The 16,928-nt window shown below is 37.2% G+C and carries 16 protein-coding genes; 2 read left to right on the top strand and 14 right to left on the bottom strand.

Annotation, left to right across the window (positions count from 1 at the left end):
* Positions 1-172: 172 nt before the first annotated feature.
* The 3 genes from BIZ38_RS19560 to BIZ38_RS19550 all read right to left on the bottom strand — a co-directional run bounded on the left by BIZ38_RS19560 (position 173) and on the right by BIZ38_RS19550 (position 1,910).
* Positions 173-1,033 carry a DNA replication terminus site-binding protein gene (locus BIZ38_RS19560; protein ID WP_187491068.1) on the bottom strand — a complete coding sequence of 287 codons (861 nt, stop codon included), beginning with the start codon at positions 1,031-1,033 and terminating at the stop codon, positions 173-175.
* A 277-nt stretch (positions 1,034-1,310) separates the two neighbouring features.
* The gene (locus tag BIZ38_RS19555; RefSeq protein ID WP_187491067.1) at positions 1,311-1,571 is read right to left on the bottom strand and encodes a hypothetical protein; all 261 of its coding nucleotides are present in this window, start codon (positions 1,569-1,571) and stop codon (positions 1,311-1,313) included.
* A 24-nt stretch (positions 1,572-1,595) separates the two neighbouring features.
* Complete coding sequence (locus BIZ38_RS19550; RefSeq protein WP_187491066.1) at positions 1,596-1,910, bottom strand: hypothetical protein; 315 nt, start codon at positions 1,908-1,910, stop codon at positions 1,596-1,598.
* A gap of 800 nt (positions 1,911-2,710) precedes the next feature.
* Here BIZ38_RS19550 and BIZ38_RS19545 point away from each other — a divergent pair.
* Both BIZ38_RS19545 and BIZ38_RS19540 read left to right on the top strand, forming a co-directional pair.
* Positions 2,711-3,049, top strand: coding sequence for a hypothetical protein (locus tag BIZ38_RS19545; protein WP_187491065.1), 339 nt, complete (start codon positions 2,711-2,713; stop codon positions 3,047-3,049).
* A gap of 1 nt (position 3,050) precedes the next feature.
* On the top strand, positions 3,051-3,641 hold the full coding sequence (locus BIZ38_RS19540) for a hypothetical protein (RefSeq protein ID WP_187491064.1): 591 nt from the start codon (positions 3,051-3,053) through the stop codon (positions 3,639-3,641).
* 35 nt (positions 3,642-3,676) lie between these two features.
* Here BIZ38_RS19540 and BIZ38_RS19535 read toward each other — a convergent pair whose 3' ends face one another.
* The 11 genes from BIZ38_RS19535 to BIZ38_RS19485 form a co-directional block, all read right to left on the bottom strand.
* Complete coding sequence (locus BIZ38_RS19535; protein ID WP_187491063.1) at positions 3,677-4,129, bottom strand: hypothetical protein; 453 nt, start codon at positions 4,127-4,129, stop codon at positions 3,677-3,679.
* 172 nt (positions 4,130-4,301) lie between these two features.
* A complete protein-coding gene (locus tag BIZ38_RS19530) occupies positions 4,302-5,297 on the bottom strand; it encodes a tyrosine-type recombinase/integrase (RefSeq protein ID WP_187491062.1) in 996 nt (331 codons plus the stop codon).
* Positions 5,298-5,822: 525 nt separating this feature from the next.
* On the bottom strand, positions 5,823-6,410 hold the full coding sequence (locus BIZ38_RS19525) for a hypothetical protein (protein WP_187491061.1): 588 nt from the start codon (positions 6,408-6,410) through the stop codon (positions 5,823-5,825).
* A gap of 231 nt (positions 6,411-6,641) precedes the next feature.
* Positions 6,642-6,866: a hypothetical protein gene (locus BIZ38_RS19520; protein WP_036973860.1), complete on the bottom strand. Its 225-nt coding sequence runs from the start codon at positions 6,864-6,866 to the stop codon at positions 6,642-6,644.
* A 1-nt stretch (position 6,867) separates the two neighbouring features.
* On the bottom strand, positions 6,868-7,242 hold the full coding sequence (locus BIZ38_RS19515) for a hypothetical protein (protein WP_187491060.1): 375 nt from the start codon (positions 7,240-7,242) through the stop codon (positions 6,868-6,870).
* 166 nt (positions 7,243-7,408) lie between these two features.
* Positions 7,409-9,079 carry a hypothetical protein gene (locus tag BIZ38_RS19510; RefSeq protein ID WP_187491059.1) on the bottom strand — a complete coding sequence of 557 codons (1,671 nt, stop codon included), beginning with the start codon at positions 9,077-9,079 and terminating at the stop codon, positions 7,409-7,411.
* 350 nt (positions 9,080-9,429) lie between these two features.
* Positions 9,430-9,852, bottom strand: a complete 423-nt coding sequence (locus BIZ38_RS19505; protein ID WP_138602603.1) for a hypothetical protein — start codon at positions 9,850-9,852, stop codon at positions 9,430-9,432.
* A 750-nt stretch (positions 9,853-10,602) separates the two neighbouring features.
* Positions 10,603-11,547, bottom strand: coding sequence for an ornithine cyclodeaminase family protein (locus BIZ38_RS19500; protein WP_010557838.1), 945 nt, complete (start codon positions 11,545-11,547; stop codon positions 10,603-10,605).
* 1 nt (position 11,548) lies between these two features.
* Complete coding sequence (locus tag BIZ38_RS19495; RefSeq protein WP_187491058.1) at positions 11,549-12,634, bottom strand: M24 family metallopeptidase; 1,086 nt, start codon at positions 12,632-12,634, stop codon at positions 11,549-11,551.
* Complete coding sequence (locus BIZ38_RS19490) at positions 12,631-13,677, bottom strand: proline racemase family protein (protein ID WP_036973854.1); 1,047 nt, start codon at positions 13,675-13,677, stop codon at positions 12,631-12,633. Before BIZ38_RS19490 ends, BIZ38_RS19495 begins: the two co-directional genes overlap by 4 nt.
* 164 nt (positions 13,678-13,841) lie before the next feature.
* On the bottom strand, positions 13,842-16,835 hold the full coding sequence (locus BIZ38_RS19485; RefSeq protein ID WP_187491057.1) for a TonB-dependent receptor domain-containing protein: 2,994 nt from the start codon (positions 16,833-16,835) through the stop codon (positions 13,842-13,844).
* Between the last annotated feature and the right edge of the window lie 93 nt (positions 16,836-16,928).

The raw sequence follows: 16,928 nt of genomic DNA, 5'->3' as shown, positions 1-16,928 counted from the left end.
CATTAGTGTGTTCAATTCAACCTCTTAGCACAAAATTTAGTCTTGTTATCATGTTTTTGCAGATAAAAGTAGTAAAGATCTCATCATATAATACTTTTTTACAATGTAAAAATTAATTTAAATTAATATGTGGCTATAAATTAACAATAACCGTAGCGAACCAAATTAGGTTTTAATCTAAAACGTACAACCGTTTAATAAGGTAGCTCATATCATTTTTTCTTGATCCTGTTCGAAAATAGCTAGTTAATGGTGACACTTTACATGCTTGCTCACCAAAAACAATTGTTGGAGTATGTCCATAAAACATAACCGTGTTTGTGTCATCTTTGAATGAAATATTAAGCTTTGGAGTAATAGGCAAGGGTCTTTTTATTTTGATAATTTCACCTGGTTTGGCTTTAACTAACTCAATTTCTTTATCAACCCAAGGTGCCCATTCTGCTCTGGTTTTGCCTGATGGAGGGTTATCTTTGCTGCCGGCTAAATAAGTAAGAAATTCATCTTTGTTAATAGTTCTCATACTGTTTTTGTTACACCAAGTGAAACCAACTCGTTTAACAGGGCCATCAGCAGCTTTGATAAGCCTGTAAATTTGTAAGGTGATAGCGTTAGGACAAATTGACTGAATTAGGTCTCGCTTTTGACTTTGGTTGAGTTTGCTACTGTTGATGAGCTCTTTTATGATCACTTTTTGTAAATTACATGCATCTACTAGCTGTGAAGCTAATTGATAATGACTTGGCGCCAATTGGATAAAGCCAGGTAGTCTAAAAGGGTATTTAGGTGAGTGATTATAATCTGGTGTAAACCGGGAAAAAGCTCCTGTGGCCATACTTAATGCAGTAAAACCGATATGCTTTTCAGGAGTAACTAACTCCCAGCCACTAGTATCAGATATGTCACCAGCTGATGGTGGTAATTTATAGCATTCAGCATGAACCACCTCACATTCATGAAGAAATTGGTTAAGTACGTCAGTCGCACTAATTAATTGGTTAAATGCAAACGCAACATCACTATACAAAGACATAGGGAATCCACTTATGCGGTTATTTCTATACCATCATACTGTATATCGTATAATAAGCATACACCTCAACACCTGTGTTTTTGTCTTCTTGGATAAGACAGACTCAGTCGAGCTCTTCAATGGCACTATGGGGTTGAGTGAGTATTGATGAAAGGTACTAGTATGATGGTATAGATATGATATTATGAATTTGAATCCTATATAGGTGATATTTCATCTTAAGGTCGGTTTCTATGGAATGAGCACAAAGCCCATATTTTATAGATTAATTGAGTTCTTAATTGCTACACTGTGGCAAGGGCAGTTTGATACTTTTAAAATTGGGTAGAGTATTATTAGAAAGCGTTAAGGAAAGAGTTTTATCTGAGCCAATAATTTTTACAAAGCCAGATTCTTTACCCAGTGTCTTTAGGCCCGTAAAAAATACTTCAGCAAACCAAAGAGCTTTATCTTTATCTAATGTAAAGCTTTTAGCTACATCACCTCCTGCGCCTCCAGCACCATTAAAACCAATTTCTATTACGTAATATTCTTTCATGTTTAACCTATTATTTTAAATTAATTACTTTTTTACTATTGAACCACAAAGTTGGCCATCACGCTCAGAGTAAGAAAATTTAAAATTTTGAAACTCAGTAGATACCACTTTTATATTCTCAAGTTCAGCTGAGTATGTGTCATTCAATAGTTTTTCCTCTCCACTTATAGTGTTTAAGGCCGCATACGTAGTAAGAAGATCCACTTTTATTTGCTTTTTGATTGCAGCTCTATCATATGATAATGGATAACATGCAGTATCATCCCCAGGGATAATTGCTGCAGCTTCGCTAGATAAGCACCCTAAGATTATTGATATTAGTGCTGTACTATTTTTCATTGAAAGTCTTCCACATCGAGCATTTAAATCTAAGCTATCACACTCTTAAAATCGCGCTATTTTCCAGAATTAAACAATTTAACAGGGCCAAAAAGCACAGTTCCTTGCTTTGAGTTCAATAGAGGCAATATCAAAGTAATGATTAGTGGTGTGTAAAATTCGAGTGGTAAAGTCATGCCGTATCGAAAATATGAATTCAAGATGCAACTTACAATAGATAATGAAATGCAAAGTGAAATGTAAAATAACCCGCGTACTGGGCTTTGTTTCTTTTTAATGAATAACATTTTAACCTCCAATCAACATCACTCTATAATAAATTTCAATGGAACATATTCAGTTTGTTTTTAATTAAAATTTCGCTTTTTTTAGACCAAACATATTGGCTTAAGTGTTATTGTAAAAAAACATCTGGATTTCATATGATTAATATCTTTTCCCTCGGATATATTGAGACCTTGTATGCTTGCTGAGCGTACAAGTAGAAAAAGTCTACAGGTGAGAATTGAACTATTTAGTCAACGATCGTAAAGAACTATAAACATGCCTTTGCCGAGGAAAAGATTGCCAAAAATTATAAATTTGAATGAAGCAAATGACGTTTGTAGTGCTATTTACGCCACACTCATGGTTCCTTCTCACCTAAAACAGACAGTTGTGTAATCGTATACTCTTTTCCTCAAAGATCCAGACGATAGATAACAATTGGTCACATAAAAGCAATAATAAAGAACTATTGCTGGTAAACTCTCAGTACATTATTATTAAATCCGATGTAGTAGTTAGAATTGGATGTTTGTATGGGAGCCTCACCTATAGCCTTAATGAGCTTTTTATTCTGCTTCTTATTTTGGGTGATTTCTTTAGCTGTTTTCTTAAAGCGTGAATTTATCCGCTCTCTTGCAATAGCGCAGCGCGTCAGAAAGTTGGTTCAAGAGTCAATTCAACTGGAAGTCTACATGAAAGGACTGCCAGTTAATGATGAGCGTTCTTCTGTCTTCCGTAGAATTCAAGAAATTAAAGCTGAACTTGCTGGAATAGAAGGTTATCCTCAAAAGAGTCGTATTACCCCAGCCTATGAATCCAAGATAGAGCCTGAAAATGTAGTTAATTTAGCCAGCTACAAACGCAGAGCTTAATATGGAATATATAAAAGCATTTGTAGTTTCTTATAACGAGTTATTTACTATAGGGGCTAGTGGCTTCTTTTTTAAATACTTAATGAGCTTTTCAGGCTTACTTTTTGTGGTTTTCTGCCTAACTATCATTAAAGCCTACTTTAAAAAAACATCATTCTCACATCTGTGCTTAGTAACATTTGTTACAATATCCTATTTATCAACTGATTACTTAATTGCTCTGGAGTACTTGAGAGAAGCGGGTGGTTTTATAGATGGTATAGTCAATATGTACTTGATGTTCTCACTCTTTGATAGCATTACAGCGCTTCTCATTGCCTTATTATTTCCTTTTATAAGAAAGGGTAAAGGATATTCAGATGCGTCAATAACCACGATGTGTATCTTTTTGATTAATTCTGTCTTGCACCTAGTTTTGTTGTCAATTTATATTACTCAAGATGATTTTAACCCCTATTTAGGCTTCTTCTATTCTATTACGGTAAATATAAACGATCTGATATTACTTACAGCATTTCTTGCACCAACATTTATTACTAAAGTAAAACATCTTTTCACAGAAAAATTACTCTTTCTTCGCCAGTCTGATTAAAAAAGGCCAGGATACTCTGGCTTTTTAAATTTTTCCTAGGCTGATTTTGAAGGTTTGGCTTTGATGGTTAAGGCATCTTCTAATGAAGTCTTAATCTTCTTAGTAATAGTTGGAACAAAAGTAGGATCAATAATTCCAAAATCAGCACTTTCTTCTAACGAACTTGCAACTACTTTATTCACAGTTTCAAGAAGCTCTTCAGGTCTCACATCTTCTAGACTTGTGTTTTCATCTATGTTTAGAAGAAGGTAGTCTAGGCTTACATTTCTTCTAATCGCTGTAGTTAAAATAAAATCCCATGGCATAGAAGGGCGGCTAAACCACATTTTCATAGTGCTCGCATTATGTCCTAAAGCTCTTCGTCCACTTTCATCTTCAATTTCATATAACTCATCAACTCCCCACACTTGCTTGCAGCGTTCTAAAACTTGCGAGACGTATTTTTTTTTTGAGTCTTCATCTAGATTTTTAAAATATGTATCAGCCATGTTTAGTAATTCTTGTAAGTTCACTATTTATATAGTTTGTATTCTAACAAAAAAAGATAAATTTAAAATGAACAAAAATCTATGTTGTTTCATGTCACTTTTTGTAACCACACAAACCCATAAATATCAGAAACTTGCCGAAAAACAACAATAAGTAACAAAAATTTAGATATCAAAACAAATTATTCAACACATCCTCAAATGCCTTTGAATCTTCATCTACTATATACATTGCAGTTGTAACTTCCTTTGAATGGCCAAGAAGTTTACTAATTCTGCTTATCTTTACGCCTTTTTCATCGAGCCAAGTCGCGTAAGATCGTCTTAGAGAATGGGGAGCAACAGTGTTATATTTTTTACAAAGTTCATAAATAGCACTGCCAGTTAAAGGGTTACTATTTTCAACATCAATATTTCCACTACGTGACACTTTGACAAATAACGGGCCAGGCTTTATACCTCGAACGTTCAGCCAGTCTTCCAAAGCACTTTTTGTAACAGGGTGGATCGCAACATATCTTTCCTTATTACCTTTACCAATAATCTTCAAATACTGAGTATTTACTGTAACTCTATCTTCGCTACTAAGCTCTAAGACTAATGATGAAATCTCTATTGTGGCCAACTCACTTCTTCTTAACCCAGTACCAATTAAAATATGAAAAAGCGCCAAATCTCTCAGCTTTTTACTTCTATTAGTTGGGTTTGAGCTTGCTATTCTCTTCAAAAGCCCTTGGAAACCAGAACGAGAAATTACCTGATGTTTTTTTATTCTAGAGCCGGTTTCTCCCTTTACTTTTAGAATACCATCTAGCTGTAATCTAGAAATCTGCCCTAACAAATAGGCATGCTCACATACACCTTTTACAACGGATACATATAATGAAATCGTTTTTGGAGAAAGTTCCTTGGCTTTTAGTTTATGGATAAGGCTATTCAAATCAGTTGAAGTAATTTCTGCCCAATTAATTTCATAAAAACATGTGTAGCCGGTATGTTTTACAATTGCTTGCAAACATCGAGTGACGGTCTCTTTGGATGTATCCGCCGCCAAAGAGTTAACATAATTAAATATCGGACATTTAGGGTTTACATAAATCTCATTTAATTTTTGTTTAATCTTGGTAGCCGGTAATTGAGGCTGTTTTAAATCGACAATCTTTTCCAATCTGCTGTTCATAAATTAAATTCATACGAAAACATAAGCACTGTACATTTATACACCCTAACTATACTTGTGTAAATGCCCATTTATGCAATTTAAATATTATGTTAAATCAACTATAAAATAGAATCTTGGGAAATTAGACTCTATTAATTAAAAAGATTTTTCTAGGTAGAAGGGGGATGTTTTACTTCCGAAATTTACCAAGCAAAAGATAAAATTAAACACTGCATTTTACTTTTTGGCTTCATCTAATGGTTCGACGATAAATAGGCGCGGGCAACTCTCATATTGATTTCCGCCATAACGCTCTTTGCCACGACAAGGAAATTGACTTACTTCAAAATTTATTACAGTAGCTGCGTTAGAACACAAAGTGTTGCTGCACTTGACACTTTGTACTCCTTGACTATCGCTGTTTCTAATTATCGTTCCCAATTCCTCATTATAATTCATTTAAGTAATTTTAAATTCCATAGAGCTTCCTTTCATATGTCAGTTGATATCAGTTTGCTATGTAACCGTAATTTATACAATGATCATGCGCAACTTTATAAATGCCACTCCAATCATTTGGTAAGTTGCAAGAGTCGTCAATACGATTTGAAATTCCCTTATGTTGTCATCTGAAATACTTAGCTCAAGATTTAGATTGGCGTAAATTAATGCAAAAGGTATCGAAAATATTAAAATACCAGGCATTGAATTCTTAATATCTTGCCATGACGGAAGCATGCATTGAGCTATAGCTAAAACCACCAACCAGCGTAGAAAATACGAAACATAAGGGTTTGGTTGGGTTGGTTCTGGGCCTATAAAATAAATTGCAATTGCACCTAAGTACAAAGGCGCCATGCCAATGAGTAAATCAATAATTTTAGAACCAATTGAAGAGCCGCTCTTATAAATAACATATGCAGGTGGGGACATATTAAAATTTGGTATGAACTTACAGTGTACAATTTTCCTTAGGGTTAATCGGGCTATAAAATAATGAGCAGCTTCATGCAGAGGTATCCCAATCAAAAACAATATTTTTGAAAATTTGGTGTTGCTTTGCTTTATGTATTCTCGCAATAAAATATTGAGAATAAGGAGAGTTATTAGTAAGAGCATATTAACTTTCGTATCGGAAGATTAGTCCGATACTAACCAGTATCGGACTTAAGTAACTAATTTACAAGGATTACTTAAAGCTGCCAACTTTACTTGATAAGAAAATAAAGGCAATTATAAATTCACCAACCACTACAGCGAACAGCCATTTTATATTTTCTGTATCAAATTTCATGAAGTCCAAAAGAAATATAATTACTCCAATTAAAAACCAAATTAAGAACTGAGTTTTCATAATTCCCTCTCTAATTCATGAGCATCTTTGGCTTGAGCGATCATTTCAAGAGCGTCATTAATTTCGGTTAAAGTTTCTTTATCTATTAACGCTATTCGATCTAAATCTATTTTTTCCGGGTTGGATATCCAAGAGACATCATACTTAGCAAGCAATAATGATTGAGCAGACTTTAAGTTTTTCTCTGCTTCAGCAAAGCCTTTTGACAAATTTATGTCCATCTTAAATCCTTAGCTGAGCATGTTTCTTAAACACATCACCTGTTTTTGGGTTTATAAACAGGCCATTCATTTCAGCTAAAGATTCTAAAGTGACATCTGGATTATTTTTTAGAATAGCGTTTCTTATATCTTCATTATTTAAAAATACATCTGCTGGAATGGTAAGTTGGTTTAAATCCATTGGCGCTATGCTTGGTGTTCTCCCTAATTCAGAAATGATATCCATTGCCGACTTCAGCTCCGAGAAAATAGCAAAACCAATATCATTCATTTCTTGTTTACTGGTCCCAGCCCCATTTTTAATTAGCTCTGGATAAGGCATTAAAAATACATTTAAAGCCCTTTGAATTTTATTTCCAATATCTTTCAATGACATATGTAAAATACCAAGTTCGAATAACTACATATAATTTACAGCTTGTTTCTAATTAAAAGGCGGGAAAAAAGAGTAATTTTGAAATTTAATCTATTTTTTAAAATGTTTCTGGTTGAAGTGTTTTTAAACCAAGTCCAATTTTAAAAATTGGACTTGATGGAAGGTATTATGGTGCAACTGATTCGGTTTTAGTACACTCCTCCCCTTCTAGGCTCCAACCTGCAGGGCAAGTATTAGTGCTTGGAACTTCTTCAGTTTTACTACACAGATCCACTGATAGAATATAATTTTCGGGGCAAGAGTAAGTCACAGCGGTAGATGTAGAGCTAACGCAGCTAGTGCCATTTAATGTGCCACCATCTGGACATGAGTAAACCAAACTCGCACTCTCTCTCTTATTACATTTCGACCCTGACAAACTATATTGTGATGGACAAGAGTAAGTCACAGCAGTAGATGTAGAGCTAACACAGCTAGTGCCATTTAATGTGCCACCAGCTGGACATGAGTAAACCAAACTCGCACTCTCTCTCTTATTACATTTCGACCCTGACAAACTGTATTGTGATAGGCAAGAGTAAGTGATACTGGTAGTTTGTACTTTTTCGCAGCTAACACCGCCATCTGTATATCCACTTGGGCAATATTTATCCGCAGCATAAGATGTATTTGACATACATCGCCATACCCCAGAACCTAAATCAACGGTTCCAGCTGGACATGAATATGATGCAGGCACTGTCTGTCCATTCTTTTTTTGGCAAGTTGGATAGACTGAAGGAATTAAGGTTTCACCAGAACCGCAGACATACTTCCCCCCTTCATATTTGGTTAAAGCACATTGGGAACCTGAGTTATTCGTTAGTGTACAATTAGTTGAATTTGGATCAAATGAACTTCCATTAGGGCAATAACTAGTTGGCCCAGCCTCTTCATAACTAGGCTTGCATGACATGTAGATAAAATCCGTTTGCTCTACTTTTCTACACTGGTTACCTGAAACATTATAACCAGATGGACAACTCTTAGATGCATCAATTTGAATATCTTTATAACAGCTGATTCCAGAGCGCGTATATCCAGCGGGGCAAGATGAGCTTGCTGCTGAGCTAGATGAACCTAGACATAAACCATTTGAGTATGTTGTACCAGATGGGCAATTCTTAGTAGCATCAATTTGAGTGTCTTTATAACAGTTGCTTCCAGAGCGCGTATATCCAGCGGGACAAGATGAGCTAGCAGGCGAGCTAGATGAACCCATACATACACCATTTGAATACGTTGTACCTGCAGGGCAGTTCTTAGTGGCGTCTACTGTATATGTTTTAGAGCAACCTCCCGAATTGAGACTGTACAAATAACCTGATGGACATACTTTAATTGCTGGTTGAGTCGTGGTTCTGTAACACATTCCGCCAGATAAAATGTAATCTTCAGGGCATGTTGCCCCTTTGACACTTAGAGTGATGGTATAATTTGCAGCTCCTGATGATCCAACTACCCCTGGGTAAATTGGAATATCTAGACCGCCAGCTGAGTTAACAGCCTTGTCAAATTGAACAGTTTGCCCTTTTGTTACAGTAATTCCATTTACAACAACAGAGCTTGGTGCGTCACTATGTAACTTAAATGTGATCTGCTGTTCACCAAAAGCCTTATTTCCGTCCAAGGTGTACAATGTTGGTACCTTTATTATTGTAAACGGCTCATCCGTTTTACTACTTAGTAAGCTTTTAGAAGACAAGGTGTTTACAGGATCAACATTTACTGTGGTTTCAGCTTTAGTGCTGAAAGATATATATACCAAGGCTAGTAGTAATAGTTTACGAAATAGCATTTTAGAACCCAAAGTAAGTTGTTATTCTAAATAGAATTCCTTTTTGAATTTGGTACAAATTTGAAAATCTATTAAGTTGAGATTATTAATTTACTTGAAATGGATTTCAGAAATGCCTGAAAAAAATCTATTTTTGACAGATAATTTAGGGAAAGTGGAGTTAGTTTTTACAGCTGAAGGTTTGGTTTTCCGATTCTCGAACCAAAATAGTGGCTCTGCTAGGTGACAAAACTCCGACATGACATACTACCATTAGCAGTCTAAGTATTAACTACAACTCCATTGCGTGCTTGAAATAAAAACAGATTTGAAAAAAGACTGATGATTAATACTAATAACAGCTAAAATCTTTACTCAGTTTTTCCAGTTAAGAAATGAACCCAACCTTTCCATTCACTTTTGTAATGAAGATTTGGATTTGATGGTATATTAGCAGGCCTACCACCCTCTTTACTCAACTCCCTAAATTGCGTCATCGTCTCAACACCCAATGTCCGAGCAATTCGGCAAGCTTCATGAAACTCAACGAATCGCCCACAACCAGGTGAGTTTTTAGGAGCTAAAACTTCTGACCATTTACAGCCATATACATTAGGTGGGCGCTTAGGCATAGACTCTGGAAATTCATCACCTTCACTGGCCTCAAGCCATTCTTTAATTGAGGATAACTTTTTCTCTCGAGCATATCTTGCTGCTTCTGTAATTGATACGTATTTATCTTGGGACATTTGTTTAAAGTGTCTTACACAGAATTTTTTTAATTCTACGATCAATTTTTAAAATTTTAAACATTATGAATTTCTAAATTACTAACAACTTTAGCTATACTAAGTATTTAGACTTGTAATGGTGCTATTCAACTGGCATAGCTCATTACTATTCAGAAAACAAGCAACACTTCTTTCAAGTATGAGAAGCTGAGTAGACATGCATTAACTGATAATTATTAGCATCTTTCCAACTAATTCTGCCATTTCTATTATATCCACTAACGCAGTTCATCATCACGAATTTTAATGCGGCAGTATGAAAGCCATACTCTAACAATTCTCATTTGAGATGAAAGTATGTTGACATCTACAATTATACACTCAACCAACCACCTAACTTAGACATTACAATTTAATTAGAAGTTAAAAAACTTGAAGCTATAAAAATAATGCCCGAAAAAAGCCAAACTCCACAGTATTTCACCCAGCAATTACTATTAAGATAAGTGACATTAGGATTGTTAGAGTCAATTAAAATTGTACAATCAATCCCATTTTTAAACTGGGCTATAAGCTGCTGATCAAAAGCAACAAAAACACTATAAAAATTACCTTTGAATTTATAGCTGACTAACATCCTCTTGTAGTGCAAAAGCTCTAAATTGCGCACGTTATTATCAATTACATTGTTAATGTTTACAATTTTACAAACTCGCCAATGTTGCTTATCATAACGAATCCTGAGCCATCTTATAAATGTTAGTAAGCTCAACATAACGAAACAAAGCCCTAATAATAAAAGTAATAAGCTACTCATTTTTTTAATGACTTATAAATATAATGGGCAGTTATAAGATCACTTAACGCTGTGCCAACAGACTTAAATACTGTTATATCGGATTCACATTTTCTCTCATAGTTATTTTTTTTAGCTAGATCCGCAAGCTCGCCGGATATATTAGCTTCATCAAAAACTCCCTCAGAAATAGGAATCAACAATTCACCAGCTTCAGCAAGAACATTCTCCTTGCTATCTACATATACCTTACTTTGTGCGATAGTAACACTGTCACATTCGCGCGAGTCGCAGCGATGATTACCAATCAAATCAACATGCGTACCAGGCTTTAACCAACCACCTTTAAATAATGGCGTTGGTGAACCTGTTGCGCAGCTGATCACATCGGCACTTTTAATAACTTTTTCACAACTTTGTCCGATAACAAACTCAATATCAGTAAATGCACGCTGTAAGCTATTATGTAAAACAGCAACTTTATCTTGATTACGCCCAATTAACGTTACACATTTAAAATCGCGCACACTCAAGTGTGCTCGAACCATATACTCAGCTAAATTGCCGCTGCCAAAAAACACTAAATGCTGGCTATCTTTTCGCGATAAATAGTAGCTTGCCAAAGCAGATACTACAGCTGTGCGCCAAAGTGTTACACGTGTACCATCAACTAGAGCAAGAGGTTCACCATGAGCACGAGAGAACAGCATTATTTTTGAATAAAGTGACGCATACTCACTATCAGTATTACTTGGAAAGTAGGTAAATGCCTTTACTCCAATAACCTGTTCATTCCATGCTGGTAATACGGCAAATGCGTCATGGTTTGTGTCTGTTTTATCTAACTCATACACATGACGCTTGGGCATAGTAAACTGCTGAGCAAATCCTTTTTGTAAAGCAATGCGAAGCGAGTCAAAATCTAGGACAGCATCAATTTGCGTTTGATCTATTACTTTCATCCTACCCCTCCAATTCGAACAGCTTAGGGGCGTGGGTTAATACTTCATAACCATTTTGAGTTATTAAAATATCGTCTTCTATTCGCACACCACCAAAATTCGGAATGTAAATACCAGGTTCAATCGTGATCACATTACCTGCCTCTAATACATGGCGGCAATTTTTATTAATAAAGGGCAACTCATGTAAAAACAAGCCAACTCCATGGCCCAACCCTTGCCCTGCCCATTTACCAAAACCAGAGTCATCGAGTACTTGCTGTGAGATGTTTTGTAAGTCTAGACAGTCAACACCTGCTTTGAGTAGGTTGATCGCTGCTTGCTGAGCATTACTTACGCTTTGATAGATTGCTGATTGTTTCTTTGAAGCTTTACCAAGTACATAACTGCGAGTCATATCAGAGCGGTAACCATTAACCACTGCGCCAAAATCAAGAGTAATAAAATCACCTTTAGATAGAGTACGTTCACTCGGGCTGCCATGAGGCAGTGCACAACGCTCTCCAAACATTAAAATAGTGGCAAACGACATTCCTTCAGAGCCTAGTTTTTGCATTCTGAATTCAAGTTCCAGCGCTAGGTCTCGCTCTGTTACACCTTCTTTAAAATAGGGTAATGTTTGTCTAAGCGCTTCGTCAGCAATGCCCGCAGCCGCTTTTATTTGCTCGACTTCCCAATCATTTTTAACCATGCGTAAACGTTCAACCATACCGGTAACTTGTGTAACTGTATGACTAGTTAACTCACTTGCCACTTGCTGCCAAAGTGCAACATCAATAAAAGCGGCATCAAAACCTAATTGACTATTAGTCGTTAAAAAACGATTTATGCACTGACCTAATGTTTCACTATCACGATCACGGCTGACAACCTCAAAGCCAATAGACTCTTCTTGAGCTCGGCCAAAATAGCGATAATCGGTTATTAGTACACTTTCCTCCGCAGTTATTAACGCGTAAGCAGCATTACCGCTAAAGCCACTTAAGTAACGAATATTTTCATGGCCTAATACGAGTAGTGCTGTTAACCCATTTTTTTTTAATGCCTGCTTTAGTAATTGTTGGCGAGAGGTAAATTGATTTTTCATCGAAATATAAATCCTTGCTTTAGGGGATCATTTGGATCAATTAAAAAAGTATGTTTGCCAGTGACAAAGGCTTCACCGCTCACTCTAGGTATTACTGCATGGGTATCAGCTAACATGCGTTGCGCTTTTAGCTCAACTGAAAATATAGAGCCTAAAATACTCTCTATTTTTATTTGCTGTCCTAATTTAAGCCTGCCTTTTGCAAACTCTAATGCAGCTCTGGCACTCACGCCGGTACCAGTAGGGCTGCGATCTAATTCGCCCTCAGCAAAAATGCAGACATGACGACTAAATACAGAATGACTTTTTTGTGAATTTGAATAGAAAATCACCCCATATAAAAAGCTTAATGCATCATCGGTCGGGTGTTTTGGTTGGTAGTGGCTATTAACATGCTGCTTAATGATTTTTCCTAAGCTAATAATTTGTTCATGATCGTTGGGCGCCAAACTTACATCCAAAGTATCAGCATCTACAAAAGCATAATAAGCGCCGCCATAAGCAATATCGCAATTGACGGTACCAAACAGAGGTATCTCTATTGGCATATCAAGTTTTTCTGCATAACTTGCAACATTATCAAAACAAACACTTATTAGTTGGTTATTTCGAAGAGTAATATACGCCTTGATAAGCCCTGCAGGTGTATCTATACGTAACTCATTAACGCCTTCAATAAAGTTGCAAATACTGCTATCTTTAGCTGCAGTGGCAAGCGCAATGATAGCGTGACCACACATTGTGCTATAGCCTTCATTATGTAAAAACAGTACGCCAAAATGGCTATCTTTACGTTCAGGTTTTGTGATCAACGCGCCGTACATATCAGCATGACCTCGGGGTTCAAACATCAGTGCTTTACGTAGGTGATCGAATCTTGTTAGGCAATCAGCTCGCTTTTCAATCATGGTTTGCCCTTGTAGTTCAGCAAACCCATCAATGATTATGCGTAAAGGTTCACCCCCGGTATGCATATCAAGAGTATCCACTTGCAGCCAACCATCTTTAGGCTGTTGCCAATGAGAAAATAAACTGTTCGTCATAGTTAACCTTATAATTTATACGAAAAATGCCAAGCAGTTTACTGCTCAGCATTAAGGCTGTATGGCTCAAATGAGCATGTGCTTAAACATCAAAACAACACACTAAATTACCCTAAGATAAATAGCTTAGTCCGCTGTTTTCAAACAGCTGTTTCACCAGGGAGTTAAAACTCTATACGTGCAACTAAAGACACATAACGCGCGCCTTGACGCCCCGTGACTAGTCCATAGTCTGGATTCAGTTCTAAGCCATTCTCACCGTACTGCGCACGCTCTTCATCAATTGACATAGCACTATCACCATCAAATAAGTTATAGACGGTGCCTTTTAAAGTCATATCGGTACCAAAAAAGTCCGTGTAATAAGTCAATGACATATCGACATTCGTTAACCAAGGTAGGTTTCCTTTGCTACCACGAGGAGCAGGATTACCATTTTCATCATAATGTGATGCTTGATCATAATACTGGCTAATACACGCATCCCAAGGATTGCCCTCTGCACAGCTATCTACGCCCGCGGGGTGAACTGAAAAGTAACTTTTTGGGCGACCTGAAGTCGTTCGGGCAACAAGACCTATGGTCAGAGCTTCAGTGATGTTATATGCACCACTGAATTTAAATGCATGGCGGTGGTCGTTAGGTAAATTACCATAACCATGATCCATCAAGTCACCGTAATCATAAGAGGTTGTCCAGCCTGGGTCGGCTTGATCATTATCCGTTTTAACTAATCCTTCAGTATTACCATAGCTATGCGACCAGGTATATGAGGTGTTAATACGTAAATCATCCGTCACATTGCCATCTAAGGTAAACTCAAGTGCTAAGTACTTTCGCTTCGCCTCTGGTAAAGCAAGTTCATCAGCACTTAAATTAACCTCATCAATCTGGCCATCACCGTCAAAATCATATGACATTTGAATAGCTTCACCTGGGTTATTAAGCACATAATAAGAGCCTTGACCCACGTTATCGGTAATACCCATTTCTGCCAGCTTTTTAGCTAATACCGGGCCGACATCAGTGTCTTCAACACTGCGTCCAAGATCACGATAAATAGCGCGTACACCCGCTGACATAGTATCGAACACTTCTTGCTGGTAGCCGATAGTAAATTCATCACTGTACATTGGTTTTAATGAAGATGAAGCAATTAACCCTGGTTCAGTAATACCACGCTGGCGCCAACGCCTATCTCGTAGCATGTCCCCTCTGCTTGGCGAACCATCAGTCATTAAACTTGGTGCACCGTTTGCGTCTAGTTCATCTAACTCAAAGTACTCAAACCATTCAATCGAAGCAGATCCTTGGGTAATATTCATGTTCGCAGAGACTGGTTGGAAATAACGCCCATATGTAGCAAAGATCTTAGCACTGCCATCACCCGACACATCATAAATAGCTTGCAAACGCGGTGCTATTTGATTGTCAATATCAACGAAGGCACGACCATCTGATACCGTGTTTTCAAACTGGCTATAGCGTAGCCCCATGTTAAGCACTAAACTATCGGTTGCTTGCCATGAATCATTAATATAAAAAGCGAGTGAAGTTGTATCTGAATCGACTTCGCGACTTCGAACTCGTCTTTCTATAAAGTCACTCCCCAAAGAAGCACCAGATACATCATTTTCACCGGCAGTTTTAACTGTCCACCATCCCTCAGCATCACCAATACCGTTTTGACCTTCAAAGTAATCAACTTTCACATTAGTGTAATCAATACCAAACTGGATTGAATGCATGTCTAGATCCCAATTGAAATCAATCCTTGCTTGGTCGCGCGTAAACTCTTGTTCAGTCACAGACGAGTTTGTATGTTGACTCAAAGTGACAAAGCCATCACGTTCATCCCAAACACCTGGCTTTGGTGATGCAACCACATTTTCAACGTTTTCAGTCACTCGCCCAACAACTGCTGAAACAGAAAAAGTATCAGTTAGGTAGCCATTATAATTTAAGCTATATACTTTACCGCCATCTTCCCCTGGCGCATTCACGCCTTGCTGCTCACCAATCACATTCTCTTGCCAGTTATAAGCAAAGGTTTTATCAGTCCATGTACGTTTGTTGTTCATCGCTGAAAATCCTACAGAGTGATCTTCGTTTATAAACCAATCTACCTTCGTGAACCAGCGGTCCTCATCACGTTCAAAATCTGAATAAGTCGTTTGGCCAGCGCCAGTAGACTCTTCACGGCGTGGTGCAAACAAACCATAAAAGAACAAGGTATCTTCGATGATTGCACCACTGGCCCAGAGCTGAAGTTCTTTAAAATCGTAACTGCTTTGCTGTGTATTTGTACTAATAGTGCCATTTTCTTGATAAATAGAGTCGTGCTGACTACGTAAACTATCAGGATCCCAGCGTACTTCTGCACCGAAGTTAAAGTCATTATCACCAGACTTAGACACCGCATTAACAATACCGCCAAGTGCTCCACCAAATTCAGGACTAACACCACCCGTTTTCACTTGCGTTTGTGAAATAGCTTCCCATGGCAAGCGAATTGAGCCTAAACCTGTACGAATACTGGTTACGTTTAAGCCATTAAAGTAATAACCATTTTCAGCTGCTGATGAACCACCAAAGCTTGAAGCACCATTAAAACTTGCGCCGCCCGGTGCCGCTGTACCTGGAGCTAACAAAGCAATACTTTCAAAGCCTGTATTAACTGGCATTGCTTTTAATTCAGCATCACTGAATGTTAGACCTGAGGTAGACGAGGCCATATCAACACGGCGAATGGCGGATCCCGTAACGGCAATACGCTCAATATCGCTACCTGCTTTGTATAATTGCGCGTCTAGAATAATTGATTGGCCAATAGTTACGGCTACATTTTCTTCAACTAATGGCTCAAAACCTTCTTTACTAATGGTTACATCATAAGTGCCCACTGGCACATTGCGCAGTAAATAGTCACCATCATTATTACTGGTAATGGTATACACTAAGCCTTTACTTTTATGTTTTAAAGTTATTGTAGCCCCTGTTAAATCGTTGCCAGCTTGTGCCACTACATGACCTTTAACAATGCTGCTACCATCAACTGCTTTTACTGTAGGAGTCATTATTAATGCAGCCGTCACAGCCGTTGCTAACAGCGATTTTATGCCTATTCCCCGAGTTTGTTTTTTATTATATGTAAACATGTGAATGTTCCCTTTTTCCTGTTGATTTTTATTGTCTATTTAACTTAGACATCAAAAATATACACTTATTACATATTGTATACAATATTAAAT

Source organism: Pseudoalteromonas sp. BZK2 (assembly GCF_014349195.1).
Lineage (GTDB): Bacteria > Pseudomonadota > Gammaproteobacteria > Enterobacterales > Alteromonadaceae > Pseudoalteromonas > Pseudoalteromonas simplex.
Note: the sequence above shows the minus strand (reverse complement) of the source record. Positions and strands in the feature narration are given on the sequence as shown.

Coding starts and splice junctions, on each gene's coding strand:
- BIZ38_RS19540 (WP_187491064.1), top strand. CDS start 3,051: ATGGAATATATAAAAGCATTTGTAGTTTCTTATAACGAGTTATTTACT.
- BIZ38_RS19515 (WP_187491060.1), bottom strand. CDS start 7,242: ATGTCATTGAAAGATATTGGAAATAAAATTCAAAGGGCTTTAAATGTA.
- BIZ38_RS19550 (WP_187491066.1), bottom strand. CDS start 1,910: ATGAAAAATAGTACAGCACTAATATCAATAATCTTAGGGTGCTTATCT.
- BIZ38_RS19510 (WP_187491059.1), bottom strand. CDS start 9,079: ATGCTATTTCGTAAACTATTACTACTAGCCTTGGTATATATATCTTTC.
- BIZ38_RS19485 (WP_187491057.1), bottom strand. CDS start 16,835: ATGTTTACATATAATAAAAAACAAACTCGGGGAATAGGCATAAAATCG.
- BIZ38_RS19555 (WP_187491067.1), bottom strand. CDS start 1,571: ATGAAAGAATATTACGTAATAGAAATTGGTTTTAATGGTGCTGGAGGC.
- BIZ38_RS19490 (WP_036973854.1), bottom strand. CDS start 13,677: ATGACGAACAGTTTATTTTCTCATTGGCAACAGCCTAAAGATGGTTGG.
- BIZ38_RS19500 (WP_010557838.1), bottom strand. CDS start 11,547: ATGAAAGTAATAGATCAAACGCAAATTGATGCTGTCCTAGATTTTGAC.
- BIZ38_RS19525 (WP_187491061.1), bottom strand. CDS start 6,410: ATGCTCTTACTAATAACTCTCCTTATTCTCAATATTTTATTGCGAGAA.
- BIZ38_RS19545 (WP_187491065.1), top strand. CDS start 2,711: ATGGGAGCCTCACCTATAGCCTTAATGAGCTTTTTATTCTGCTTCTTA.
- BIZ38_RS19495 (WP_187491058.1), bottom strand. CDS start 12,634: ATGAAAAATCAATTTACCTCTCGCCAACAATTACTAAAGCAGGCATTA.
- BIZ38_RS19560 (WP_187491068.1), bottom strand. CDS start 1,033: ATGTCTTTGTATAGTGATGTTGCGTTTGCATTTAACCAATTAATTAGT.
- BIZ38_RS19535 (WP_187491063.1), bottom strand. CDS start 4,129: ATGGCTGATACATATTTTAAAAATCTAGATGAAGACTCAAAAAAAAAA.
- BIZ38_RS19520 (WP_036973860.1), bottom strand. CDS start 6,866: ATGGACATAAATTTGTCAAAAGGCTTTGCTGAAGCAGAGAAAAACTTA.